This window comes from Enterobacter sp. 50588862, from assembly GCF_001462935.1.
Classification (GTDB): Bacteria; Pseudomonadota; Gammaproteobacteria; order Enterobacterales; family Enterobacteriaceae; genus Enterobacter; species Enterobacter bugandensis.
In genome coordinates, this window is sequence record NZ_LNHM01000028.1 from 714104 (window position 1) to 738417 (window position 24314).

Genomic DNA, 24314 nt, shown 5'->3' on the forward strand with positions numbered 1-24314 from the left:
GTATCTTTGTCTGTTGCATTTTAAGGTGGCCTGGTTTCACGATAATTGCAAGTTTTATTGTTGCATTTAAATCCTTGCCCGAAACGGGCCTTTTATCGCTGCCTCAAATAGCACATAAAGTGCAACAATTATTCTTGCACTTAGTTAGGCGCATTCCTACAATCGCCGCGATAGTGTATTCGAAACTGTTACAGTTTTGTGGCGATGAACGACACAAATGGCCTTAAGCCAGCCCGGACAAAGGAAGTGGCGCGGCACCTCCCGCTGCGTCTTGCCCGGCGGCTACAATTACCGGAATAAAAATAATGAGCCTGCAAAAAACCTGGGGAAACTATCATCTGAATGCGCTGGGAGCGATGATGCTCTCCGTGCTGCTCGTCGGATGTGATGACAGCGTCGCGCAAAACGCCGCGCCGCCCGCGCCCGCCGTTAATGCTGCAGACGTGGTTGTGAAATCCATTAGCCAGTGGGATAGCTTTAACGGCCGGATTGAAGCCGTGGAAAGCGTGCAGCTTCGTCCCCGTGTCTCTGGCTACATCGACAAAGTGAATTTCACCGACGGCCAGGAGGTGAAAAAGGGCGAGGTGCTGTTCACGATTGATGACCGAACCTATCGCGCCGCGCTGGAGCAGGCGCAGGCGACGCTGGAGAGAGCCAAAACGCAGGCCAGCCTGGCGCGAAGCGAGGCTAACCGTACCGATAAACTCATCAATACCAACCTGGTATCCCGTGAAGAGTGGGAGCAGCGCCGTTCGGCCGCCATTCAGGCGCAGGCCGATATTCGCGCAGCCCAGGCTGCGGTAGACGCCGCGCAGCTGAATCTCGACTTCACCAAAGTGACGGCTCCTATTGATGGCCGCGCCAGCCGGGCGTTAATCACCAGCGGCAATCTGGTCTCTGCGGGCGACAGCGCCAGCGTGCTCACCACCCTGGTCTCGCAGAAGACGGTTTACGTCTACTTCGACGTGGATGAGTCAACCTATCTTCACTATCAAAATCTCGCCCGCAACGGGCAGGGGGCGTCCAGCCACCATACGGCGCTACCGGTTGAGATCGGCCTTGCCGGCGAGGAGGGCTACCCCCATCAGGGTAAAGTGGATTTCCTTGATAATCAGCTCACGCCGAGTACCGGTACGATCCGCATGCGCGCGCTGCTGGATAACGCGCAGCGTCAGTTCACGCCGGGACTCTTTGCCCGCGTGCGCCTGCCGGGCAGCGCGGAATTCCAGGCCATGCTTATTGACGACAAAGCGGTACTGACTGACCAGGATCGCAAGTATGTCTATATCGTGGATAAAGAGGGTAAAGCGCAGCGTCGCGATATTACGCCGGGGCGTCTGGCCGACGGTTTACGCATCGTGCAGCAGGGGCTGAAACCTGGCGATAAGGTCATCGTTGACGGTCTACAGAAAGTGTTCATGCCGGGTATGCCGGTGAACGCGAAAACCGTCGCCATGACCGCCAGCACCGCCCTCAACTGATCACTTGACCTGAGAATCCTTCCCATGGACTTTTCCCGCTTTTTCATCGACAGGCCGATTTTCGCTGCCGTACTGTCGATTCTGATTTTTATCACAGGATTAATCGCCATCCCGCTTCTGCCGGTGAGTGAATATCCTGACGTCGTACCGCCAAGCGTACAGGTGCGTGCGGAGTATCCGGGCGCCAACCCGAAAGTGATTGCCGAGACCGTGGCGACGCCGCTGGAAGAGGCGATCAACGGCGTCGAGAACATGATGTACATGAAATCCGTTGCCGGCTCGGACGGCGTGCTGGTTACTACCGTCACGTTCCGTCCGGGTACCGATCCGGATCAGGCGCAGGTGCAGGTGCAAAACCGCGTAGCGCAGGCCGAGGCGCGTCTGCCGGAAGACGTGCGGCGCCTGGGCATCACGACGCAGAAGCAGTCGCCAACGCTGACGCTGGTGGTGCATCTGTTCTCGCCCAACGGTAAGTACGATTCACTGTACATGCGCAACTACGCCACGCTGAAGGTGAAGGACGAGCTGGCGCGTCTGCCCGGCGTCGGCCAGATTCAGATTTTCGGCTCCGGTGAATACGCGATGCGCATCTGGCTGGATCCGAACAAGGTCGCGGCCCGCGGGCTGACCGCCTCGGACGTGGTCACGGCAATGCAGGAGCAGAATGTGCAGGTCTCCGCCGGCCAGCTTGGCGCCGAGCCGCTGCCGAAAGAGAGCGATTTCCTGATCTCCATTAACGCCCAGGGGCGTCTGCATACCGAAGAAGAGTTTGGCAACATTGTCCTGAAAACGTCGGAGGACGGTTCGGTCGTCCGCCTGCGTGACGTGGCGCGTATCGAGATGGGTTCCGGAAGCTATGCGCTGCGTTCCCAGCTTAACAATAAAGACGCGGTCGGGATTGGTATCTTCCAGTCACCGGGGGCAAACGCCATTGATTTGTCTAACGCGGTGCGCGCCAAAATGGACGAGCTGTCCACCCGTTTCCCGGAAGATATGAAGTGGGCGGCACCTTACGATCCGACGGTTTTCGTGCGCGACTCCATCCGTGCGGTGGTGCAAACCCTGCTGGAAGCGGTGGTGCTGGTTGTACTGGTGGTGATCCTGTTCCTGCAAACCTGGCGCGCGTCGATCATTCCGCTGATCGCGGTGCCGGTGTCGGTGGTGGGGACGTTCAGCATTCTCTATCTGCTGGGCTTTTCGCTTAACACCCTGAGTTTATTCGGGCTGGTGCTGGCGATTGGTATCGTGGTGGACGATGCCATCGTGGTGGTGGAAAACGTCGAGCGAAACATTGAAGAGGGGCTTGCGCCGCTTGCGGCGGCGCATCAGGCGATGCGTGAAGTTTCCGGGCCCATTATCGCGATTGCGCTGGTGCTGTGCGCGGTGTTCGTGCCGATGGCGTTCCTCTCCGGCGTAACCGGTCAGTTCTACAAGCAGTTTGCGGTGACGATAGCGATTTCCACGGTGATCTCCGCCATCAACTCGCTAACGCTCTCTCCGGCGCTGGCGGCGCTACTGTTAAAACCGCACGGCGCGCCGAAAGACTTCCCGACCCGGCTTATCGATCGCCTGTTCGGCTGGATTTTCCGTCCGTTTAACCGCTTTTTCCATCGTAGCTCTAACGGCTATCAGGGGCTGGTGGGCAAAACGCTTGGCCGACGCGGCGCGGTGTTTGTGGTGTATCTGCTGCTGCTGTGTGCCGCGGGCGTCATGTTTAAAGCGGTACCCGGCGGGTTTATTCCGACACAGGATAAGCTCTACCTGATTGGCGGCGTGAAGATGCCGGAAGGTTCGTCGCTGGCGCGCACCGACGCGGTGATCCGCAAAATGAGCGAAATCGGCATGAATACCGAAGGCGTGGACTACGCGGTGGCTTTCCCGGGGCTGAACGCGCTGCAGTTTACCAACACGCCGAATACCGGGACGGTGTTTTTTGGCCTGAAGCCGTTTGACCAGCGCAAGCACTCTGCGGCGGAAATTAACGCGGAGATCAACGCGAAAATCGCGCAAATCCAGCAGGGCTTTGGTTTCTCCATACTGCCGCCGCCGATTCTGGGGCTGGGTCAGGGGTCAGGCTACTCGCTGTATATTCAGGATCGCGCAGGTCTGGGCTATGGCGCGCTGCAAAACGCGGTGAACACCATGTCCGGTGCGATTATGCAGACGCCGGGAATGCACTTCCCGATCTCAACCTATCAGGCTAACGTTCCGCAGCTGGACGTGCAGGTTGACCGCGATAAGGCGAAAGCGCAGGGCGTGTCGCTGACCGATCTGTTCGGTACGCTGCAAACCTATCTGGGCTCGTCGTACGTGAACGACTTCAACCAGTTCGGGCGCACCTGGCGCGTGATGGCGCAGGCAGACGGGCAGTTCCGCGACAGCGTGGAAGATATTGCGAATTTACGCACCCGGAATAGCCAGGGCGAAATGGTGCCAATTGGCAGTATGGTGAAAATCACGACCACCTACGGACCGGATCCGGTGATCCGCTACAATGGCTACCCGGCGGCGGATCTGATTGGCGATGCCGACCCGCGCGTACTCTCGTCCGCGCAGGCGATGACGCAGCTGGACGCGATGTCTAAGCAGATCCTGCCGAACGGAATGAACATTGAATGGACGGATCTGAGCTTCCAGCAGGCCACGCAGGGCAATACGGCGCTGATCGTCTTCCCGGTCGCGGTACTGCTGGCGTTCCTGGTGCTGGCGGCGCTGTATGAAAGCTGGACGCTGCCGCTGGCGGTGATCCTCATCGTTCCGATGACCATGCTTTCCGCGCTGTTTGGCGTCTGGCTGACCGGGGGCGATAACAACGTCTTCGTGCAGGTGGGGCTGGTGGTGCTGATGGGGCTGGCCTGTAAAAACGCGATTCTTATCGTGGAGTTTGCCCGCGAGCTGGAAATTCAGGGGAAAGGCATCATGGAAGCAGCGCTGGAAGCGTGCCGCCTGCGTTTACGTCCGATTGTGATGACATCCATCGCCTTTATCGCCGGGACCATTCCGCTGATCCTCGGCCACGGCGCGGGCGCAGAAGTGCGCGGCGTCACCGGGATTACGGTCTTCTCCGGGATGCTGGGCGTGACGCTGTTTGGTCTGTTCCTGACGCCGGTCTTTTACGTGACGCTGCGTAAGTTCGTGACGCGCGGCAAAGTGGAAAGAGAGGTTCTGCCTGCGTAGGGATATCGCAGATAACAAAAAACCGCACTCACTATGAGGGCGGTTTTTTTTTTGCGTAAATTACTGGGCTTTTTTGTACTGGGCAATCAGTTCAGGTAAAGGATCGCACCCGCTGGTATCGGCTTTTTTGACCTCGTCCAGCGCGCTTGCCACGGTGTGGCGCGCTAATACCGCGAGCGAGGCCTGCTCTGCTTCTTCGGAAATAGATTTGAAGTACCAGCAGGCGTTCGCGCTGACCACGCAGCGGGCCGGCACGTCCGGGCGCGACGCCCAGAGTTTTTTATCTTCGGTGACTGAAAGGTAGATATCGCGCAGGGTAATCTCTTCCGGCGGACGTCCAAGATGAATTGAGCCGTTGCGGCCAAGCGTTGAGACGATAATGCCGTCACGCGTGAGTGGAACCATCAATTTGCGGATAAAGCTCGGGTTGGCTTCCAGGCCGTAGGCCAGAATCGCACTCGTCGAACGTTCACCTAGTTGCTCCGCCATCGCTACGCTGAGAACCATCTGCAAAGCTGTCGGGAAGCGGTAATCTAACATTTCTCTTTCCTGGGTTGCGGTGAATCTTGTTCTTTTTGGCACCGCAGAGGTGAATAAGCAATAAACAACAATATAACAAATACGGTAATTTTTTTGAAGCAATCTGCGGCATTTGCGATCAAACACCCTGTTCCGGTTTAGCTATACGTGCGGTTCGGGAAGTCAACCGTCACCAGGAGGCCACCTTCTGCGGAAGTACTCAGGTTTACGCTGCTGCCGTGCTGCTGTGCAACGGCTTTGACAATGGCAAGCCCCAGTCCGCTCCCGCTTTGCAGCTGATTGGGATCGCGGAAAAACCGGTCGAATACGCGCTCGCGCAATTCAACCGGGATACCCGGCCCCCGATCGGAGACGCGTAGCTGGGCTGATGTATCTGCTGAGCATACCTCCACCTGAATCCGCCCGCCCTCAGGACTGTACTTCACGGCGTTTTCAATGAGATTGTCTATAAGCGACATCAGACGCTCCCTGACGCCAGCGATCCAGATTTCATCCTCAGCGAAGAATTCCAGCTCAATCTTGCGCCCGGACGCTAGCGGCTCCAGCGCAGCCATCCGCTCTTGTATGAGCGAGGTTAGCGGCACGGGCTCCATCGCGGTGTCAATGCGCGCTTCACTGTGCATCATCAGCAGCAGCTGGTTGACGAGACGGGCCGCCCGGCTATTGCTGCGCACAATCCCTGCAAGCAGCTGCCGCTGGCTCTCGCTGCTCACCCAGGACTGCAGCGCCTCCACGTTGATGCGCATCGCGGCCAGCGGCGTACGCAATTCGTGCGCGGCGTCCGCAATGAAAACCCGTTCGCGTTCCGCGCTTTCCCGCACTCTGGCAAGAAAGTCATTAATCGCGTCCACCATCTGGCGGAGTTCCTTATGCCCGGGAACAGCCTTTAAAGGGGAGAGATCGTCAGGCGAACGTAATGAGATCTCATTAACCACCTTGCTCCAGGGGCGCATCGCAATGCGGATTGACAGCCACGCAGGAAACAGAAGAAAAGGAATACATACCAGCAGCGGCATAATGTAGTAGCCCCGCGAGTTCAGGTAGATAAAGAAGTTCCAGCTTCCGGCAGGGGTGAAAAGGGTTACCTCCACGTTGGAGTGGGGGGATTTAAGCGTGCGGCTCGTCCAGGCGTGACCTTCACTCTGAACGCGCTGCATTTCGCCCAGTCTGGTGTTTTTTACCCCCGTAGGTGCACCATCAGAAGAGAAAATAACCTCGTTGTTTTTGCGAACTATCAGGTTAATCGACAGCTCCGGATCTTCACCGCCGCCATAGCCTTCCCGCAACGCTTTGCTGAATGCTTCCAGGACATCATTACGATCCTGCGGGCGCTCGTCACTGAGATCAACCAGAGTAAAAATGGTTTCGTAAGTCTTACTTCCCGTGAGTATCGGAGGGCTACGCAGGTCTTCCAATAAAATAAAGGTTAAAAAAAGACACCACAGCAGGGTAAGCAGCAGCATCTGGGCGATGATAATTCGCCGTACCAGCGTTGGGCGCCTCAGTTGGTGCCAGACATTTCGCATTAATCTGTCACCTTCTGGATAGCGACGGTATCAATGACATACCCGACGCCCCGCACCGTTCGTACATAGCCGTCACCAATTTTTCGCCGCAAATTCCCCATATGCACGTCGAGCGCATTGCTGAGATTTTCCTTCGCGCCAAATATCCTCTCTTCCAGGAACCGCCGTGTGATCACCCGGTCAGCGCGCAGCATCAACGTTTCAAGCAGCGCATATTCACTGGCCGTCAACTCAACGTGACGCGCATTCACCGTTACGCGACGCGTCGGGATATGAAGCGATAAGCTCCTGATTTCTATCGCTTCATTTTCAAAACCATAGCTGCGTCGCGCAAGGGCTCTGACTCGCGCCAGCAGTTCGGCGAGAACGAAGGGTTTGACAAGATAGTCGTCTGCGCCAGCATCCAGCCCGCACAGGCGATCCTGCAGGGTACCTCGCGCCGTCAGGATAATGACGGGGATCCCCTTAAGCTGCTGGCGCAAACGCGTCATCAGGCTCATGCCGTCGCCGTCGGGCAGCCCCAGGTCGAGCAGAATAAGTTCCGGCACGCCGACCTCAAGCTGATGCAGCGCATCCTCTTTACGGCGAACCCATATGACATCAAATCCTTGATCTGAAAGGGCGATACGTACGCCATTGCCGAGATCCAGGTCGTCTTCGATTAGTAAGATTTTCACATTGGTAACTGTATCAACAGTGAATGAAGAACAACTTAAGAAAAAAACGGTAGCAGGAAATCCGTCCGGTTGACAGCGCCCGCACGCGCTTCAGCGTTTCTTCATTTTCGGCTCATAAGAACCTCAGGGTGAGTATTCAGAATGAGTGCTCTGGCGTGTAAACCGCTTGCATTGCAATCATTTGAATCCAAAGGACTTCTTCAATGAGTAACATCGAACTGCGTCATTCTTTCCCCTATTTACTTCCGAGCCGCAGACTGAAAAACATCGTGCCGGGCGTTATTCTGGCGTTACTGGCTACCCCGGTACTGGCGGCAGAGCAGAAACAGGGCAATGTCTTAACCCTGGGGGGAGGCGTGGACGTCGCGCCACGCTACTCGGGTTCGGATAAAAGCCGGGTCTCGGCATCTCAGGTAGTAGATTATTCCATGGCAAATGGTTTCTTTATCAGCACCACGCGGGGTATCGGTTACGGAAACAACATTGGCAACCTGGATTACAACGCCGCAGTGAGCTACCGAACAGGCCGTAAAGATAAAGACGTGAGCAGTGATTCGATCAGCTCCGGCAGCGACTACCTGCGGGGGATGGGCGATATCAAAGGTTCCGCTATCGTGGTGCCGGGGCTGGGGTATAAGGTGACCGACTGGCTCAATCTTCAGCTGCAGGCTGAGATCCCGGTTTCTGAGAGAGACAACGGTGAGGCGGTGCATTTCGGCATTTCCAGCCCGCTCTACACATCGTCGAAAAATGCGGTGACGCTGGGGCTGACGGGCAGCTGGGGTTCCGGCAAGTACATGCAAACGTACTATGGGGTTAATGCTGCCCAGTCCGCCGCATCGGGGTTTGCCCGACATGACGCCGGAGCGGGAATTTACGCCTGGTCGATGAACCTTGACTGGACCTACAGGCTCACCTCGAGCTGGAGCGTTCTCACCTCCGCGGGCGTAACGCAGCTGACGGGGGATGCGGGTGATAGCCCGATAGTGCAACGTAAAACGTCGCCAACGGGAAGCCTGAAGGTGACGTACAGTTTCTGATTGCGGGTTGCTTATAGATATGAGCGCGCAATAGCGACGAATTTGAGCCGCCCCGGAAAGATGATGGGGCGGTAGTTTTTAAATGATGTTTAACAGTAGTCAGAATAATGAGTTGACTGACGTTTTATTAAGAACTGAGAGGCATCGACCTGACTCCGGAGCATTTGGAAACCATAACCTCACTGAGAAGTGTGCCAATATTACGTGGCTATCATCCCTGTCCGGAGAATAAAGTGCTCGGAAAATTATTGTTAAAGTACATGCCAGGGTTACAAAATTTATTAGCCTACGATAAAAGCTGGCTAAAACATGATGTTAAAGCTGGATTATCCGTCGCGGCTGTAGCGCTACCCGTTGCTATTGCTTATGCTGAATTGGCGGGTGTTGGGGCAATAGTGGGGCTCTATTCCTGCGTTTTACCGATGATAGCTTATGCACTGTTTGGTTCTTCACGTCAGCTTATTGTTGGCCCTGATGCAACGACCTGCGCCGTGATTGCAGCCGTCGTGTTTCCTCTTTCTGCAGGCAATCCTGAACTGCACTGGCAACTGACGATCGTCATGACGTTGATGATGGGCGGGTGGTGCCTGCTTGCCAGTAAATTTCACCTGGGTGCACTTGCCGATCTCCTTTCTCATCCCATTCTTACAGGGTTGCTTAATGGCGTAGCCGTAACGATTATTGTCGGGCAATTAGGCAAGGTTTTGGGGATCAAGCTCGATGAAGCGCAGGTTATTGAGAAAATACTGGCCTTGCCAGGCCGACTTTTAGACAGCCATGTATTAACAATAGGGATATCACTTTTAACGTTAATTATTTTAATGGTTATCAAAACGTATCGCAGCAATTGGCCAGCACCTCTGATTGCCATTGTGATAACAACGATACTGGTATGGGGAACATCTGCGCAACAGTATGGTATTGCCACGATTGGGGGGGATGGCTTCCAGCCTGGTTTACCCGTCGTTAACTGGGGTGCGTTCCAGCCCGGTCCGATGCGAGAATTAGTGATCCCGGCGCTTAACCTGGCTTTAGTGAGTTTTGTCAGTCTGATGCTGACCGCTCGCAGTTTCGCCGCGAAAAATGGCTATGAAATTAATGCTGATGCAGAGTTCCGGGCACTGGGTATTGCGAACATTATGTCTGGGCTATCTCAGGGATTTGCCATCAGTGGAGCCGATTCCCGGACCGCGGTTAATGATTCCGTTGGGGGGAAAAGTCAGCTGGTTTCCATAGTCGCAGCCTTACTGATAGGTTTAGTGGTGGTATTTTTCACGCAGCCATTACAATTTATTCCGGTATCTACATTAGGTATTGTTCTAATGTATGCATCGTGGTCATTAATTGATTTACGTGGGTTATGGAACCTGAGGCGAAGAAATAAACAGGCATTTCGCCTGGCCTTCTTTACGTTTGGCTGTGTTTTAATCATCGGTGTAATTCAGGGGATCGGCCTTGCGGTGTTGCTTGGCCTGTTACAGTTCCTGCGTACGGTATTTCGTCCCTCTGAGCACTTACTGGGGACTGACGAAAATGGAATGATCCACTCATTAGGGAATACAACCGATATTAAAATGGTCCCGGGCGTGCTGATGTATCGATTTAACTCACCGTTGACCTATTTTAATGTGGCTTATTTTAAACGTCGGGTATTGAACCTGGTTGATGGTGCAGCAGTACAACCTAAATGGGTGGTTATTGATGCCGTGGCTTGCTTCACCTATTCAGATATCAGTGTCCTGGCAACCATTAATGAGTTAAAGCGTGACCTGAAAGCCCGACAGATTATGTTAATCCTTGCGGGCAGGAAAACGGAATTAACACGTTGGTTTAAAGAAAGTCGGCCAACGATGAATGATGATGACATGATTCTGGCGCCAGACCTCTATTTGGCACTCCGGTTCATTCAAAGCAAAGAGAGTGTGAATGAATCAGGTGGTGATGCACAACCAAACCCTGGTTAAAGGCTTGCTCGCCACCCGCGAGCAAGCCATATCCCTTAGCGGTACAGCGTCTTTTCCGCAACCGGAACAACCAACGCCGATCGCCAGTCCGCCAGCGTCAGCTGCGCAAGCCTGCCGAGCGCGATATAGAACGGATGCCCGGCGTTGTCGACAAACACCGACAGAAAGCGGGTGCTCCACGGCAGCAGATGCCACGCCAGAAGCCGATCGCACTCCGACTCGCGGCCATTCTCGGCCAGCCATGCCGCCAGCAGCAGCAGGGTGCCGAAATGATCTTCCGGTTCATTTTGCTGCATCTGAAACGCGATATTGTTTTCCCGCATCCACTGGCGCAGCGCGAGAGTCGAATCGCCAAACAGCACGGATTCACGGTCCAGCCAGACGGAACCCCACGGCGGAGCGGGCAGGGCATAAGGACCAATAAACAGCCGTTGCCAGGCATCCGTCAGCGGCTCATCGGAAGATGAAGCAAAGGTTTCGGCAACGGGCAGCAGCGTTTCCGGCGGCAGGGGCCAGTCCTCTATCCATTCGCCAGCGGTAAGTGCCTGCACCAGCGGGGCTGTCTGCTCGCTGTCAGGCGCGAAGTAAAACAGCGCGCCCAGTACGCGGGCGCTGAACGCGAACGAGTCACGGTGTGAGACGTCTTTCATTAAACCTTCCTTGCTCGCGCGGTTATGTCCGCGCGACGTGATTAACCATTAATACAGACCAAAGCATAAACCAGGGTCATAGAATTCACCCCTTACACCTTCTCAATCTGCACCAGATTGGTGTGCTGCGGGTTGCCTTTTGCCAGCGGTGACGGGCGGTGCGTGGTCAGGGTGTTGATACACGAGCCGTGGTCGATACGATCGCCATTCATATTGGCATCGTGCCAGGCTCCCTGGCCCATGGCGCTTACGCCTGGCATGATGCGCGGCGTGACTTTCGCTTCTATTCTCACCTCACCGCGATCGTTAAAGACGCGCACCGTATCGCCGTTTTTAATGCCACGTTTCGCGGCATCAACGGGATTCAGCCAGACCTCCTGGCGGCAGGCCGCTTGCAGCACGTCGACGTTACCGTAGCTCGAGTGGGTGCGGGCTTTAAAATGGAAGCCAAACAGCTGCAGCGGGAACTGCGCGCGCTCGGGCGCATCCCAGCCGTCAAAGGTGGATGCGTAGACGGGCAGCGGGCTGATGGTCTCATCTTTTGCCAGCTCCCAGGTCGCCGCAATATCCGCCAGCTTGCTGGAATAAATTTCAATCTTGCCTGAGGGCGTTTTCAGCGGGTTGGCTTCCGGGTTCTCGCGGAATTTTTTATAGGCCACAAAGTGTCCGTTCGGATCTTTGCGCTTATAGATGCCCATTTTTTTCAGCTCGTCATAGGACGGCAGCGTGGGATCTTTTGCGAGCATTTTGGCATACAGATACTGCAGCCACTCTTCCTGCGTTCGCCCTTCGGTAAATTTCTGATGGATATCCGGTCCGAGGCGTTTCGCCACTTCGCTCATGATCCAGTAGATAGGCTTGCGCTCAAACTTCGGCGCGGTCACGGGCTGGAGAAAAATCAGGTAACCCATGTTCCCGGCGTAATCGTTAGGGATAATGTCTTCCTGCTCGACGGTCATTAAATCTGGCAGCAGGATATCGGCGTATTTCGCCGATGAGGTCATAAAGTTGTCGATCACCACGATGGTTTCGCACTTACTTTCGTCCTGCAGAATATCGTGGGTTTTATTGATATCGGAGTGCTGGTTAATAATGGTGTTGCCCGCATAGTTCCAGATGAACTTAATCGGTACGTCCAGCTTATCTTTACCGCGTACCCCGTCGCGCAGAGCGGTCATTTCCGGGCCACGGGCGATGGCGTCCGTCCAGCTGAAGCAGGAAATTTGCGTTTTGACCGGGTTTTCCGGCAGCGGCATACGTTCGATAGTGATGGTGTAGGTCGATTCACGGGCGCCACTGTTGCCGCCGTTGATCCCCACGTTGCCGGTCAGAATCGGCAGCATCGCGATGGCGCGGGAGGTCAGTTCACCGTTCGCCTGACGCTGTGGTCCCCAGCCCTGGCAGATATAGGCCGGCTTCGCGGATCCAATCTCGCGGGCCAGTTTAATGATGCGGTCTGCAGGAATGCCGGTGATGCGCGAGGCCCACTCCGGCGTTTTCGCCGTGTTGTCCTCACCCTGGCCGAGAATGTACGCTTTATAGTGACCATTCGCGGGGGCACCTTCCGGCAGCGTTTTTTCGTCGTAGCCAACGCAGTATTTGTCCAGGAACGGCTGGTCCACCAGGTTTTCGTCGATCAATACCCAGGCAATCCCCGCCACCAGGGCGGCATCGGTACCCGGACGGATCGGGATCCACTCGTCTTCGCGTCCGGCTGCCGTATCGGTGTAGCGCGGGTCGATGACAATCATACGTGCGTTAGAACGCTCGCGGGCCTGCTCCAGATAGTAAGTAATCCCGCCGCCGCTCATGCGCGTTTCCGCTGGGTTATTGCCGAACATCACCACCAGTTTGGTATTTTCGATATCCGAGGTGCTGTTGCCGTCGTTGCTGCCGTAGGTATAAGGCATCGCGCAGGCGATTTGCGCCGTGCTGTAGGTGCCGTAGTGGCTCAGGAAACCGCCGTAGCAGTTCATCAGGCGCGCCACCAGCGAAGCGTAAGGGGAGGAGCGGGTGATATTGCCGCCGACAATCCCGGAGGAGTAATTAATATACACCGCTTCGTTGCCGTACTTGCTGACCACGTCTTTCAGGCTGGTGGTGATGGCGTTCAGCGCTTCGTCCCAGCTGATGCGCTCGAACTTGCCTTCACCCCGCTTACCCACGCGTTTCATCGGGTAGTTCAGACGGTCAGGATGGTTGATGCGGCGGCGAATGGAGCGCCCGCGCAGGCAGGCCCGCACCTGGTGATTGCCGTAGATATCCTCACCGGTGTTATCCGTTTCGACCCAGTACACTTCTTCATCGCGGACGTGCAGACGCAGCGCACAGCGGCTGCCACAGTTGACCGAACAGGCGCCCCAGACCACTTTATCTTCTGCCGGTTTCATTGCATTTTGTACCGCGGCTGCGGCGCTTTTCAGTCCAAAAGGCAACGAAATTCCGCCAGCGGCAAGCGCCAGAGAACCTATCGCCGTAGATTTCACGAGTGTTCGACGGCTAATCCCGCCGTGATGTTCGATATCGGACATGGCTCACCCCACCATTGTGATTACATATTATTTTTCCCGAAACGATAACCGGGCTAATGATGGGGTGAGTGTTACTTATTTGGAGGTATTAAATATTAATCCTTGTCAAATCAAAGGGGATTGACGGTGATTTACTGAGGTTCAGCCGGCGCATTATCCTGATTGCCGGCCGCCGCCCCGCTGCCCGTACGGGTGTACAAAATTTTAAAGGTGTCGTTGGCACAGTGGCCCACCACCTGAGCGTCCGGCTGGTCAGCCTGATCGTTCGGCACAATGTTCAGCGTAAAACCTGACTCCGGCACGCCGTTGTTGATGATCTTCTGCTGAATGTCGCTTTTCACGCGCTCGCAGGAGTCCGGTGCCGCCAGCGCGGCCGTTGAGGCACTCATTAACAGCAGGGCGGTAATCCAGGGTAACCGTTTCATCTGTAGCTCCTTTTCTCTGTGTAGAGATTAATTTTAGCAGGCTTCGTGTAAACAACTGTATTTGCTAATATGATTGGGAATAATCTCTCTGTATTGGTAAAGAATGTGAAGAAATATGCAGCGATAACGCTCCTGGCAGCTACTCTCGCAGGGTGTGATAACAACTCCGCGCCGCTGTCGTTTACGCCCGAGATGGCGAGTTTTTCGAACGAATTCGATTTCGACCCTCTTCGCGGCCCGGTCAAGGATTTTACCCAGACGCTGTTCAACGAGAAGGGTGAAGTGTCCAAACGGGTCACCGGCACCGTGTCGGCGGAAGGGTGTTTCGATACGCTGGAGCTGCACGACCTGGAGGCTAACACGGGCGTAGCGCTGGTGCTGGATGCCAACTACTACATCGATGCAGAAACCCAGCAGCGTAAGGTGAAGCTGCAGGGCAAATGCCAGCTGGCCGAACTGCCGTCAGCCGGGGTGACGTGGGATACCGACGACAACGGCTTCGTGGTGGCCGCACATGGTAAAGAGATGGAGGTGAAGTACCGCTACGATGCGGATGGCTACCCGCTGGGCAAAACCACCGTCTCCGGGGATCAGCATTTATCGGTACAGTCGACGCCGTCTAAGGATCTGCGCAAAAGAATGGATTACTCGGCCGTGAGCCTGTTAAACGATAAGCCGCTGGGCAACGTGACGCAGAGCTGCGACTACGATCGCCACAATAATCCGGTGAGCTGCGATCTGACGATCACGGACGACAGCGTCAAACCCGCCGTTGAGCGCAAGTACACCATCAAAAACACGATTGAGTATTATTGAGAATGAAACCGCGCAGGCTACTGCGCGGTTGGTTTCAGCAGGCTGGCACCTGACGGCTTGTGACCGGCCAGATGCTGATGCTGGAAAATGCACATGCGGATGGTATTGCGGTATTCACCGTTGATAAAGAACTCATGAATCAGCTCGCCTTCTACCATAAAGCCCAGCTTGCGGTAGATATGGATCGCTTTTTCGTTCTCTTTATCCACGATCAGATAAAGCTTGTAGAGATTCAGGACGTTGAATCCGTAATCCATCGCCAGCTTCGCCGCCCGGGAGGCCAGGCCTTTCCCCTGGTGCTCCGGCGAAATAATGATCTGGAACTCCGCCCGGCGGTGAACGTGGTTGATCTCAACCAGCTCCACCAGCCCGGCTTTGTCGCCTTCACACTCCACCACAAAACGACGTTCGCTCTGATCGTGAATGTGCTTGTCGTAAAGATCCGACAACTCGACAAAGGCCTCGTACGGCTCTTCGAACCAGTAGCGCATCACGCTGGCGTTATTGTCAAGCTGGTGGACAAAGCGCAGGTCTTCACGCTCCAGCGGCCGGAGTTTTACGTCACAGGGCGCCGACATTATGGGGCTACCGTACGACCAGTGCGGCGATCCAGGCAGCGCAGGGTGTTCGGCTCCCAGTAGGCATTGACGTTCGCACTTTGCTGACACTTATCGCGTGCGTCAAAGGCGACATCTTCTTTGTCCCACTCTTTTTCAGCACGTTTGTTGACCTTCTGACGAAGGCTGCGGGTGTCATTCCATTGTTCTTTGTCCATCGCGGCGTTCTGGCGGCTTTGCGCGCTGTCACCAGACTCAATAATGAGCTTGCTGGTTTCCGCTGTCGCAGAGGCGGCAAAGACGAACGATGACAGCGCCAGCAGGGCTGTCAGACAAAGGCGTTTGCTTAATGTAGTCATAGCGTTTCCTTTTAAATGGGTGCAGATGAGCAAGTTTCCCCGTTCAGATTCTACACCAAAGAGCAATAACGGCATACCCGCGGAGCAAGTATGGAAAAGTAAAGGGCATCATCAGGTATGATGGTTAAATAAATCCTCACCTGACGTGAAATATGCTCAAAACGACGCTGCTTTTTTTTGCCACCGCGCTATGCGAAATCATCGGTTGCTTCCTGCCCTGGCTCTGGCTGAAGAAGGGGGGAAGCGCACTGCTGCTGATCCCGGCGGGCGTCGCGCTGGCTCTGTTTGTCTGGCTGTTAACGCTGCATCCGGCGGCCAGTGGGCGCGTTTACGCGGCTTACGGCGGCGTCTATGTCTGCACGGCGCTGCTGTGGCTGCGCGTGGTGGACGGCGTCAAACTCAGCGCATATGACTGGGCCGGGGCGCTGATTGCCCTGTGCGGTATGCTGATTATTGTGGCGGGATGGGGCCGTGCTTGAGCCCCCCGGGTTTTGTGATCGTTGGCTGATTTTATGATCATTATACTTGTATGGTAGTAGGGTTGATGGGTAAATTTCCAGCATCACAACGAACGATGTAAGGAAAGGAATTATGAAGATTGTCGCGGCTGACGTGTTTGTTACCTGCCCGGGGCGAAACTTTGTCACCCTTAAAATCACCACCGATGAGGGGATTGTCGGTCTCGGTGACGCCACGCTGAACGGGCGTGAGCTCTCCGTTGCTTCCTATCTGAAAGATCATCTCTGCCCGCAGCTGATTGGCCGCGACGCGCACCGTATCGAAGATATCTGGCAATTCTTCTATAAGGGCGCCTACTGGCGCCGCGGGCCGGTCACCATGTCGGCTATCTCCGCCGTGGATATGGCGCTCTGGGACATCAAAGCCAAAGCGGCCAATATGCCGCTCTACCAGCTGCTGGGCGGCGCATCCCGTGAGGGCGTAATGGTCTACTGCCACACCACCGGGCACACCATTGACGACGTGCTGGAAGATTACGCCCGCCATAAGGAGATGGGCTTTAAGGCGATCCGCGTCCAGTGCGGCGTGCCGGGCATGAAAACCACCTACGGCATGGCTAAAGGGAAGGGGTTGGCCTACGAGCCCGCCACCAAAGGCGACTGGCCGGAAGAGCAGTTCTGGTCCACCGAGAAATACCTCGATTTCACGCCAAAACTGTTTGACGCGGTGCGCAGTAAATTTGGCTTCAATGAGCATCTCCTGCACGACATGCACCACCGCCTGACGCCCATCGAAGCGGCGCGCTTCGGCAAGAGTATCGAAGCGTTCCGCATGTTCTGGATGGAAGACCCAACGCCTGCGGAAAACCAGGAGTGCTTCCGCCTGATCCGCCAGCATACCGTCACGCCAATTGCGGTGGGCGAGGTGTTCAACAGCATCTGGGACTGCAAGCAGCTTATCGAAGAGCAGCTTATCGACTATATCCGCACCACTATCACCCATGCGGGGGGGATCACCGGGATGCGCCGCATCGCGGACTTCGCGTCGCTCTATCAGGTGCGTACCGGCTCGCACGGACCGTCCGATCTGTCGCCGATCTGCCACGCAGCCGCGCTGCATTTCGACCTGTGGGTGCCGAACTTCGGCGTGCAGGAATATATGGGATACTCTGAACAGATGCTGGAAGTCTTCCCGCACAGCTGGCGCTTTGATAACGGCTATATGCATCCGGGCGAGAAGCCGGGGCTGGGCATTGAGTTTGATGAAAAGCTGGCGGCGAAATACCCGTACGATCCGGCCTATCTGCCGGTGGCCCGTCTCGAAGACGGCACGCTGTGGAACTGGTAACCGAGGAGCGAACGATGAAAAGCGTAGTGATTCAACAGCCGAACCAGCTGGTAATTGAAGAGCGTCCCCGCCCGGAGCCAGGCGCAGGGGAAGTCCGCGTCAAAATCAAGCTGGCCGGGATCTGCGGGTCGGACAGCCACATCTACCGCGGGCATAATCCGTTTGCAAAATATCCGCGCGTGATCGGCCACGAGTTCTTCGGCGTGATTGACGCTGTGGGCGAGGGCGTAGAACCGTCCCGGTTAGGGGAGCGCGTTTCGGTGGATCCGGTGATCAGCTGCGGGCACTGCTACCCGTGCTCCGTCGGCAAGCCTAACGTCTGCACCTCGCTGGTGGTGCTGGGCGTCCACCGCGACGGCGGATTCAGCGAATATGCCGCCGTGCCCGCTAAAAATGCCTGGCGCATCCCGGATGCGATCCCGGATAAACACGCCGTGATGGTTGAACCTTTCACCATTGCCGCCAACGTGACGGGGCAGACTAGCCCTACCGAACAGGACGTTGCGCTGATCTACGGCGCAGGGCCGATGGGACTGGTCACCGTACAGGCGCTGAAGGGCGTCTACAACGTGAAGCAGGTAATCGTCGTCGACAGAATCAATGAGCGTCTGGCCATGGCCCAGCGCAGCGGCGCGGACTGGGTCTTTAATAACGGCGAAACGTCGCTGCAGGCCGCGCTGGACGAAAAAGGCATCAAGCCGACGCTGATTATTGATGCCGCCTGTCATCCGTCGATTTTGCAGGAGGCGGTCATCCTGGCTTCCCCGGCGGCGCGCATCGTGCTGATGGGCTTCTCCAGCGAGCCGAGCCAGATAGTCCAGCAGGGGATTACCGGTAAAGAGCTGGCGATCTTCTCCTCGCGCCTCAATGCCAACAAATTCCCGGTCGTCATCGACTGGCTTGAAAAAGGGCTGATCGACCCGGAAAAACTGATCACCCATACCTTTGACTATCACCATGTAACAGACGCCATCGAACTGTTTGAAAAAGACCAGCGGCAGTGCTGCAAGGTTTTACTGACGTTCGGGCAATAACCCTACACGCGGTTAAGAGCCCGCGAAGACGGGCTCTCAGTGGTACGCATCTTACCTTTAGAGATAGCCATTATGACGCAAGCACAACCTCAAAGAACCACCTCAGATCTGGTGAAAGCCGCCGTCTCCGGCTGGCTGGGCACCGCGCTGGAGTTTATGGATTTCCAGCTCTACTCGCTGGGGGCGGCGCTGGTATTTCATGAAATCTTCTTCCCGGAACAGTCGGCCGCGATGGCGCTGATTCTGGCGATGGGAACATACGGCGCGGGCTACATCGCGCGTATCGTCGGGGCATTTATCTTCGGCAGAATGGGCGACAGCATTGGTCGTAAAAAGGTGCTGTTTATCACCATCACCATGATGGGGATCTGCACCACGCTGATTGGCGTGCTGCCGACCTACGCGCAGATCGGCATTTTTGCGCCCGTACTGCTGGTGACGCTGCGTATCATTCAGGGGCTGGGCGCCGGGGCGGAGATCTCCGGGGCCGGGACCATGCTGGCGGAGTACGCCCCGAAAGGGAAACGCGGCATCATCTCCTCGCTGGTGGCGATGGGGACTAACTGCGGGACGCTGAGCGCCACGGCGATCTGGGCCATTATGTTCTTCGCCCTCGATCGTGAACAGCTGCTCGCCTGGGGCTGGCGCGTGCCGTTCCTTGCCAGCGTCGTGGTGATGATCTTTGCCATCTGGCTGCGAATGAACCTCAAGGAGAGCCCGGTCTTTGAGAAAGTAAACGATGCAGAAACCGTGCAGCCGGACACCTCGCTGGGTTCAATGGTGAAAAGTAAATCCTTCTGGCTGGCGACCGGCCTGCGTTTCGGTCAGGCGGGCAACTCGGGGCTGATCCAGACCTTCCTCGCGGGCTATCTGGTCCAGACGCTGCTGTTCGATAAAGCGATTCCCACCGACGCGTTGATGATAAGTTCCATTCTTGGGTTTATCTCCATCCCGCTGCTGGGCTGGCTTTCCGATAAAGTGGGGCGCAGGCTGCCGTACATTATCCTCAATATCTCCGCCATTATTCTGGCGTACCCGATGCTGTCGATTATCGTCGATAAGAGCTACGCGCCGGGGACAATCATGCTCTCGATCATCGTTATCCATAATTTCGCCGTGCTGGGGCTGTTTGCGCTGGAAAATATCACCATGGCGGAGATGTTTGGCTCGCGAAATCGCTTTACCCGTATGGCTATCTCCAAGGAGGCGGGAGGTCTGGTGGCGGTGGGCTTTGGCCCGGTACTGGCGGGGATTTTCTGCAATATGACGGGTTCCTGGTGGCCGATTGTAGCCATGCTGGTGGCTTATTCCGTGATTGGGCTGGTTTCGGCGTTCCTGATGCCGGAAGTCCGCGACCGCGACCTCAGCGCGGCTGAAGATGCCGCGGAGGCCGCGCCGAAAGAGCGCGTGGGTTACGGCGCGTTCTCCACGCGACGCTAGTGGTTTATATCTTTCGTGACTTATCACACAACTTTTTGTTTATGTCACACCACCTGAGCAAAAGTTAATATAAATCAAAAACTCAAACGGCAGTATCAGTATGGTTGATGGCAGTAATTTTTTACCCCGACTGCCATTCTAGTTGGTGTAGTCAGCAGGCGCTGCCGCTCTGGACTGGGGGCGGCAGCGATCCACAGCTTTCTAATTAGCGAGTCTTAATCATGGAAAACACCTTATTACAGGCCAACGCGACGCTGCCTAAGTACGATCGCGACAGCCTTAAAGCACGCATTGTACATTTAGGCTTCGGCGCATTTCACCGCGCGCATCAGGCGGTGTATGCGGACATCCTCGCGGCTGAACACGGCAGCGACTGGGGGTACTGTGAGGTTAACCTGATTGGCGGCGAGCAGCAGATTGCCGACCTGAAGGCGCAGGATAACCTCTACACCGTAGCGGAAATGTCTGCCGATGGCTGGACGTCCCGCGTGGTTGGCATAGTCAAAAAGGCCCTGCACGCGCAGGTCGACGGGCTGGAAAGCGTGCTGGCGGCAATGTGTGAACCGCAGGTGGCGATTGTCTCGCTGACCATCACCGAAAAAGGCTACTGCCACTCTCCGGCAACCGGGCAACTGATGCTCGATCATCCTTTCATCGTTGCCGACCTGCAAAACCCGCATCAGCCGAAATCTGCGCCGGGCGTGGTGGTTGAAGCGCTGGCGCGCCGTAAAGCGGCGGGGCTGCCCGCGTTTAGCGTGATGTCCTGCGACAACATGCCGGAGAACGGTCACGTGATGCGCAACGTAACCTGCGCGTACGCCCGGGCGTTAGACGGCGAGCTGGCGGACTGGATCGAGGCTAACGTCACCTTCCCGTCAACCATGGTGGATCGCATCGTACCGGCGGTCACACCCGATACGCTGGATAAAATCGCGCAGCTGACCGGCGTACGCGATCCGGCGGCGGTGGCCTGCGAGCCGTTCCGCCAGTGGGTTATCGAGGATAACTTTGTGGCCGGGCGTCCGGAATGGGAAAAAGCCGGAGTCGAACTGGTTTCAGACGTGATCCCGTTTGAAGAGATGAAGCTGCGCATGCTCAACGGCAGCCACTCTTTCCTGGCGTACCTCGGCTATCTGGCCGGTTATCAGCACATCAATGAGTGTATGGAAGACGAACACTATCGCGGCGCCGCGCACGCGCTGATGCTCAACGAGCAGGCGCCGACCCTGAAAGTGAAGGGCGTCGATTTAGAACGCTACGCTGACCTGCTGATCGCCCGTTACAGTAACCCGGCCCTGCGCCACCGTACCTGGCAAATTGCGATGGACGGCAGCCAGAAGCTTCCGCAGCGGATGCTGGATCCCGCGCGCTGGCACCTGGTGCACCAGACGCCTTTCCCACTGCTGGCGCTGGGCGTGGCTGGGTGGATGCGCTATGTCGGCGGCGTGGACGAACAGGGTAACGCTATCGACGTGAGCGATCCGCAGCTGGCGGTGATTCAGGCGGCGGTGAAGGGAAGTGCCGAAGGGGAAAACCGGGTTAACGCGCTGCTCGGCATTGAGGCCATTTTTGGGAAAGAGTTGCCGCGAGAAAAAGCCTTCACAGATGCCGTGATGAGCGCGTATCAGACGCTGCTGCAGAAGGGGGCTAAGACAACGGTGGCGGAGTACGTGTCGCACCTGTAATTCAACACATGCCGCCGTTCGCGGCGGCATGTCGGCGCACAATTTAGTGCATACCCAGACGAATCAGTTCAATTGGTTCGAACTTACCTTCGCATCCTTCCACTTCCACCGTTTTGCCACGGCGCACCTGCGCGGCATCCAGCCCGTCGCTGTGGATCGCCTTAATCACGCCGGTTTTGCCGGTGCCGCTAATCATGACGCGGCTGCCGGTGGTGATTGCATTGCGGTTACGGTCGTATGTCATCATGGTATTTTCTCCTCTCTAAACTATCCGTTATGGCGCTATTTCAGGTTTTGCCGTTCACGGGGCACTATAAATACGCCTGTCTGCCAGTCATGTTTTTGTTTTTGATCAAACTCACACTTTTTTCTTTATTACATGGGGCGTTGACGCTTCACGACGGCAATTTACAAAGCAGACCGTTATTTTCACTTATTGATAGTTTCTACGGAGAAGCGTTGAGGATTGGTTTATATTCCCGATGCCATTCTGGTTGCAGGAAATAACCCTTCATCGGAATAAGGAGTCAGGCTTATGTATAAGAAGATTTTGATGCCTGTTGACGTGTTTGAAATGGATTTAAGCGACAAAGCGGTTCGCCACGCGGCTAACCTCGCGAAGGCCGAGGGCGCGTCGATTACCCTGGTCAATATTCTGCCTGCCAGCAGCCGGTCTCTGCTGCGCGGATTCAACGCCGATATTAAAAAGTTTGAAGAGTATATGAGCGCAGAATCCGGGAAGAAAATGAACGAGTTAAAACGACTGTTCGATATCTCCCCGGAGAATATTCACACTCTGGTTCGTTTTGGCAGCGTCCGCGATGAAATTATCAAGCTGAGCAAAGAAGGGGAATATGACGTGATTGTCATCGGGTCAAAAAATCCGGGCATCACCACCCATCTGCTGGGGTCAAATGCGGAATCTATTCTGCGCTACGCCACAATTCCGGTGTTAGTCGTTCGCTAATTACGGCGCCGCCCGCGAAAAGGGCGGCAAATATCACTCTTCGCTAAACCACTCGCTATTTTCCTGACGAATAAGCTGCACTGATTCGCCTATCTCCTGCAGATGCAGGGTCATCGCTTTTTCCACGCCGTCCGGGTCGCGTTTTTCCAGCGCGCTGAAAATATCGTGATGCTGGCGGAGCAGCATTTCCGGCGGGGAGACGTGATCGAGGCTCATGTAACGCACCCGGTCAATGGTGGCCTTGATGTTCTCAATGGTATCCCAGGCCAACTGGCAGTCTGCAATTTGCGCCAGCTTCTGGTGAAACTCATCATCAAGCTGGAAGAAATCGTTGAGCTGTTTACGGTCAATCGCAATGCGCTGCTGATGCAGGTTTTGCTCCAGCAGGTAACACTGGTTGTCATTAATGAGCGTCGCGGCACGGCGCACCACCGCGCATTCAATTGCCTGGCGTACGAAACAGCCGTTGCGCACCTGTGAGAGTGAAATTTTGTTCACGTAGCTGCCGCGCTGCGGGCGGATCTGAATCAGGCCGTTCTCCGCAAGCTTAATAAACGCTTCACGCACCGGCTGACGGGACACGTCAAATCGCACGGAGACCTCTTTTTCAGAAAGCGGCGTTCCCGGTGGGATCAGGCAATGGACAATATCACGTCGCAAAATGCGATAAATTTGCTGGTTTACGGGCTGGGTGGGATTGAGTTGCGATTCAGCGGCCATGAGTTGTCATTTCTCAGAGAGTTAGCCCGAACATACTACCATTCTTTTATGACCCGAAACAGACCCGGCCCGCGGGCCGGGAAGGGCTTATTTAGCCACGATGGACGCTAAGTCCGGCAAAACTCTGGCTGACCGGCATCATTTCCACGGTATTGATGTTGACGTGTTTTGGCAGCGTTGCGACCCACCAGACCGTTTCGGTGACGTCTTCCGGCGTCAGGGCGTTGGCGTTTTCGTAGGTTTTATCCGCTTTCGCGTCATCACCTTTGAAGCGCACGTTGGAGAATTCGGTGCCGCCTACCAGCCCCGGCTCGATATCGGTGACTCGAATGGCGGTGCCGTGCAGGTCGGTGCGCAGGTTCAGGCTGAACTGGCGCACAAACGCTTTGGTCGCGCCGTAGACATTACCGCCCGCGTAAGGCCAGCTCCCGGCGGTAGAACCGATGTTGATAATGTGGCCGCGGTTGCGCTCGACCATGCCCGGCAGCACCGCGCGGGTCATGTACACCAGCCCTTTGTTGTTGGTGTCAATCATGTTTTCCCAGTCTTCAACGCTGGCTTTGTGGGCAGGCTCCATGCCCAGCGCCAGACCGGCGTTGTTGACCAGCACGTCGATGGCGCGCCACTCTGCCGGCAGGCTGGCAATCATCTCTTCAATGGCCGCACGGTTACGCACGTCCAGCTGCGCGGTCAGGATGCTGTCACCTAAATCGTCCTTCAGCTCCTGCAGGCGCTCCTGACGACGGCCCGTTGCAATCACCTTATGCCCGTTGGCGACGAAGCGACGCGTGATGCTTTCACCAAAACCTGCCGTTGCCCCGGTAACTAAAATAATCATCTCACTGTTCCTCAACGCTTTTTGTGTTGTACTAACATAGCACGCCCGCAGAGGGTGCGTTAAGGCAACATTTGTATGACG

At 55.9% G+C, this 24314-nt stretch carries 22 protein-coding genes; 11 read left to right on the forward strand and 11 right to left on the reverse strand.

Annotation, left to right across the window (positions count from 1 at the left end; genetic code table 11):
* The first annotated feature begins 305 nt into the window (after window positions 1-305).
* Window positions 306-1481 (forward strand): efflux RND transporter periplasmic adaptor subunit, encoded by a 1176-nt coding sequence (locus tag APT89_RS16350; protein WP_028012991.1) that lies wholly within the window; start codon window positions 306-308, stop codon window positions 1479-1481.
* Window positions 1482-1505: 24 nt separating this feature from the next.
* Entirely contained in the window at window positions 1506-4658 is a 3153-nt protein-coding gene (gene oqxB, locus APT89_RS16355) for a multidrug efflux RND transporter permease subunit OqxB (protein WP_028012992.1), read from the forward strand.
* Window positions 4659-4718: 60 nt separating this feature from the next.
* Here the strand turns inward: oqxB and APT89_RS16360 are convergent, their stop codons facing one another.
* From APT89_RS16360 to APT89_RS16370, 3 genes are all read right to left on the reverse strand, one after another.
* Complete coding sequence (locus APT89_RS16360; RefSeq protein WP_028012993.1) at window positions 4719-5198, reverse strand: RrF2 family transcriptional regulator; 480 nt, start codon at window positions 5196-5198, stop codon at window positions 4719-4721.
* A gap of 137 nt (window positions 5199-5335) precedes the next feature.
* Window positions 5336-6724: a sensor histidine kinase gene (locus tag APT89_RS16365; protein WP_047365319.1), complete on the reverse strand. Its 1389-nt coding sequence runs from the start codon at window positions 6722-6724 to the stop codon at window positions 5336-5338.
* Window positions 6724-7401 (reverse strand): response regulator, encoded by a 678-nt coding sequence (locus APT89_RS16370; protein WP_028012995.1) that lies wholly within the window; start codon window positions 7399-7401, stop codon window positions 6724-6726. Before APT89_RS16370 ends, APT89_RS16365 begins: the two co-directional genes overlap by 1 nt.
* Before the next feature lie 203 nt (window positions 7402-7604).
* Here APT89_RS16370 and APT89_RS16375 point away from each other — a divergent pair, with 203 nt between their 5' ends.
* Together APT89_RS16375 and APT89_RS16380 are read left to right on the forward strand one after the other, a co-directional pair.
* Window positions 7605-8441 carry a MipA/OmpV family protein gene (locus APT89_RS16375; protein WP_060572978.1) on the forward strand — a complete coding sequence of 279 codons (837 nt, stop codon included), beginning with the start codon at window positions 7605-7607 and terminating at the stop codon, window positions 8439-8441.
* Window positions 8442-8674: 233 nt separating this feature from the next.
* Entirely contained in the window at window positions 8675-10405 is a 1731-nt protein-coding gene (locus APT89_RS16380; protein ID WP_060572980.1) for a SulP family inorganic anion transporter, read from the forward strand.
* A gap of 35 nt (window positions 10406-10440) precedes the next feature.
* Here the strand turns inward: APT89_RS16380 and dmsD are convergent, their stop codons facing one another.
* The 3 genes from dmsD to APT89_RS16395 form a co-directional block, all read right to left on the reverse strand.
* On the reverse strand, window positions 10441-11055 hold the full coding sequence (gene dmsD, locus APT89_RS16385) for a Tat proofreading chaperone DmsD (protein WP_028012998.1): 615 nt from the start codon (window positions 11053-11055) through the stop codon (window positions 10441-10443).
* A gap of 92 nt (window positions 11056-11147) precedes the next feature.
* On the reverse strand, window positions 11148-13586 hold the full coding sequence (gene ynfE / locus APT89_RS16390) for a selenate/tellurate reductase subunit YnfE (protein WP_060572982.1): 2439 nt from the start codon (window positions 13584-13586) through the stop codon (window positions 11148-11150).
* A gap of 131 nt (window positions 13587-13717) precedes the next feature.
* Window positions 13718-14011, reverse strand: a complete 294-nt coding sequence (locus tag APT89_RS16395) for a DUF1161 domain-containing protein (RefSeq protein WP_047368462.1) — start codon at window positions 14009-14011, stop codon at window positions 13718-13720.
* A 69-nt stretch (window positions 14012-14080) separates the two neighbouring features.
* Here APT89_RS16395 and APT89_RS16400 point away from each other — a divergent pair, with 69 nt between their 5' ends.
* Complete coding sequence (locus APT89_RS16400; RefSeq protein WP_032644870.1) at window positions 14081-14827, forward strand: YnfC family lipoprotein; 747 nt, start codon at window positions 14081-14083, stop codon at window positions 14825-14827.
* A gap of 17 nt (window positions 14828-14844) precedes the next feature.
* Here the strand turns inward: APT89_RS16400 and speG are convergent, their stop codons facing one another.
* Window positions 14845-15405: a spermidine N1-acetyltransferase gene (gene speG, locus APT89_RS16405; RefSeq protein WP_041910220.1), complete on the reverse strand. Its 561-nt coding sequence runs from the start codon at window positions 15403-15405 to the stop codon at window positions 14845-14847.
* Window positions 15405-15743, reverse strand: coding sequence for a DUF1283 family protein (locus APT89_RS16410; protein WP_041910218.1), 339 nt, complete (start codon window positions 15741-15743; stop codon window positions 15405-15407). The genes speG and APT89_RS16410 overlap by 1 nt, the downstream gene beginning before the upstream one ends.
* A gap of 152 nt (window positions 15744-15895) precedes the next feature.
* On the opposite strand from APT89_RS16410, the gene APT89_RS16415 reads away from it, so the two are divergent.
* The 5 genes from APT89_RS16415 to APT89_RS16435 all read left to right on the forward strand — a co-directional run bounded on the left by APT89_RS16415 (window position 15896) and on the right by APT89_RS16435 (window position 21708).
* Complete coding sequence (locus APT89_RS16415) at window positions 15896-16222, forward strand: YnfA family protein (RefSeq protein ID WP_025757996.1); 327 nt, start codon at window positions 15896-15898, stop codon at window positions 16220-16222.
* A gap of 112 nt (window positions 16223-16334) precedes the next feature.
* Window positions 16335-17549 (forward strand): D-mannonate dehydratase ManD, encoded by a 1215-nt coding sequence (manD, locus tag APT89_RS16420; RefSeq protein ID WP_041910215.1) that lies wholly within the window; start codon window positions 16335-16337, stop codon window positions 17547-17549.
* Window positions 17550-17563: 14 nt separating this feature from the next.
* On the forward strand, window positions 17564-18583 hold the full coding sequence (locus APT89_RS16425; RefSeq protein ID WP_060572984.1) for a Zn-dependent oxidoreductase: 1020 nt from the start codon (window positions 17564-17566) through the stop codon (window positions 18581-18583).
* A gap of 72 nt (window positions 18584-18655) precedes the next feature.
* Entirely contained in the window at window positions 18656-20023 is a 1368-nt protein-coding gene (locus APT89_RS16430; protein ID WP_041910211.1) for an MFS transporter, read from the forward strand.
* Between the two features lie 221 nt (window positions 20024-20244).
* Complete coding sequence (locus APT89_RS16435) at window positions 20245-21708, forward strand: mannitol dehydrogenase family protein (protein ID WP_060572986.1); 1464 nt, start codon at window positions 20245-20247, stop codon at window positions 21706-21708.
* Window positions 21709-21751: 43 nt separating this feature from the next.
* On the opposite strand, the gene ydfZ is transcribed toward APT89_RS16435, so the two are convergent.
* Complete coding sequence (gene ydfZ / locus APT89_RS16440) at window positions 21752-21955, reverse strand: putative selenium delivery protein YdfZ (protein WP_028013008.1); 204 nt, start codon at window positions 21953-21955, stop codon at window positions 21752-21754.
* A 288-nt stretch (window positions 21956-22243) separates the two neighbouring features.
* Between ydfZ and APT89_RS16445 the strand changes: the two genes are divergently transcribed.
* The gene (locus tag APT89_RS16445) at window positions 22244-22675 is read left to right on the forward strand and encodes a universal stress protein (RefSeq protein ID WP_041910207.1); all 432 of its coding nucleotides are present in this window, start codon (window positions 22244-22246) and stop codon (window positions 22673-22675) included.
* 33 nt (window positions 22676-22708) lie between these two features.
* On the opposite strand, the gene APT89_RS16450 is transcribed toward APT89_RS16445, so the two are convergent.
* Both APT89_RS16450 and ydfG read right to left on the reverse strand, forming a co-directional pair.
* On the reverse strand, window positions 22709-23395 hold the full coding sequence (locus APT89_RS16450; RefSeq protein WP_028013010.1) for a GntR family transcriptional regulator: 687 nt from the start codon (window positions 23393-23395) through the stop codon (window positions 22709-22711).
* Between the two features lie 91 nt (window positions 23396-23486).
* Window positions 23487-24233 carry a bifunctional NADP-dependent 3-hydroxy acid dehydrogenase/3-hydroxypropionate dehydrogenase YdfG gene (gene ydfG, locus APT89_RS16455; RefSeq protein WP_028013011.1) on the reverse strand — a complete coding sequence of 249 codons (747 nt, stop codon included), beginning with the start codon at window positions 24231-24233 and terminating at the stop codon, window positions 23487-23489.
* Window positions 24234-24314: the final 81 nt, after the last annotated feature.

What these genes read in the sequence shown, in the direction of transcription:
- APT89_RS16450 (WP_028013010.1), bottom strand. Translation starts at nt 23,395, where the DNA reads ATGGCCGCTGAATCGCAACTCAATCCCACCCAGCCCGTAAACCAGCAA.
- APT89_RS16410 (WP_041910218.1), bottom strand. Translation starts at nt 15,743, where the DNA reads ATGACTACATTAAGCAAACGCCTTTGTCTGACAGCCCTGCTGGCGCTG.
- ydfG (WP_028013011.1), bottom strand. Translation starts at nt 24,233, where the DNA reads ATGATTATTTTAGTTACCGGGGCAACGGCAGGTTTTGGTGAAAGCATC.
- APT89_RS16375 (WP_060572978.1), top strand. Translation starts at nt 7,605, where the DNA reads ATGAGTAACATCGAACTGCGTCATTCTTTCCCCTATTTACTTCCGAGC.
- APT89_RS16435 (WP_060572986.1), top strand. Translation starts at nt 20,245, where the DNA reads ATGGAAAACACCTTATTACAGGCCAACGCGACGCTGCCTAAGTACGAT.
- dmsD (WP_028012998.1), bottom strand. Translation starts at nt 11,055, where the DNA reads ATGAAAGACGTCTCACACCGTGACTCGTTCGCGTTCAGCGCCCGCGTA.
- ynfE (WP_060572982.1), bottom strand. Translation starts at nt 13,586, where the DNA reads ATGTCCGATATCGAACATCACGGCGGGATTAGCCGTCGAACACTCGTG.
- APT89_RS16400 (WP_032644870.1), top strand. Translation starts at nt 14,081, where the DNA reads ATGATTGGGAATAATCTCTCTGTATTGGTAAAGAATGTGAAGAAATAT.
- APT89_RS16350 (WP_028012991.1), top strand. Translation starts at nt 306, where the DNA reads ATGAGCCTGCAAAAAACCTGGGGAAACTATCATCTGAATGCGCTGGGA.
- APT89_RS16430 (WP_041910211.1), top strand. Translation starts at nt 18,656, where the DNA reads ATGACGCAAGCACAACCTCAAAGAACCACCTCAGATCTGGTGAAAGCC.
- APT89_RS16415 (WP_025757996.1), top strand. Translation starts at nt 15,896, where the DNA reads ATGCTCAAAACGACGCTGCTTTTTTTTGCCACCGCGCTATGCGAAATC.
- manD (WP_041910215.1), top strand. Translation starts at nt 16,335, where the DNA reads ATGAAGATTGTCGCGGCTGACGTGTTTGTTACCTGCCCGGGGCGAAAC.
- speG (WP_041910220.1), bottom strand. Translation starts at nt 15,405, where the DNA reads ATGTCGGCGCCCTGTGACGTAAAACTCCGGCCGCTGGAGCGTGAAGAC.
- APT89_RS16365 (WP_047365319.1), bottom strand. Translation starts at nt 6,724, where the DNA reads ATGCGAAATGTCTGGCACCAACTGAGGCGCCCAACGCTGGTACGGCGA.
- APT89_RS16395 (WP_047368462.1), bottom strand. Translation starts at nt 14,011, where the DNA reads ATGAAACGGTTACCCTGGATTACCGCCCTGCTGTTAATGAGTGCCTCA.
- oqxB (WP_028012992.1), top strand. Translation starts at nt 1,506, where the DNA reads ATGGACTTTTCCCGCTTTTTCATCGACAGGCCGATTTTCGCTGCCGTA.
- APT89_RS16445 (WP_041910207.1), top strand. Translation starts at nt 22,244, where the DNA reads ATGTATAAGAAGATTTTGATGCCTGTTGACGTGTTTGAAATGGATTTA.
- ydfZ (WP_028013008.1), bottom strand. Translation starts at nt 21,955, where the DNA reads ATGATGACATACGACCGTAACCGCAATGCAATCACCACCGGCAGCCGC.
- APT89_RS16360 (WP_028012993.1), bottom strand. Translation starts at nt 5,198, where the DNA reads ATGTTAGATTACCGCTTCCCGACAGCTTTGCAGATGGTTCTCAGCGTA.
- APT89_RS16425 (WP_060572984.1), top strand. Translation starts at nt 17,564, where the DNA reads ATGAAAAGCGTAGTGATTCAACAGCCGAACCAGCTGGTAATTGAAGAG.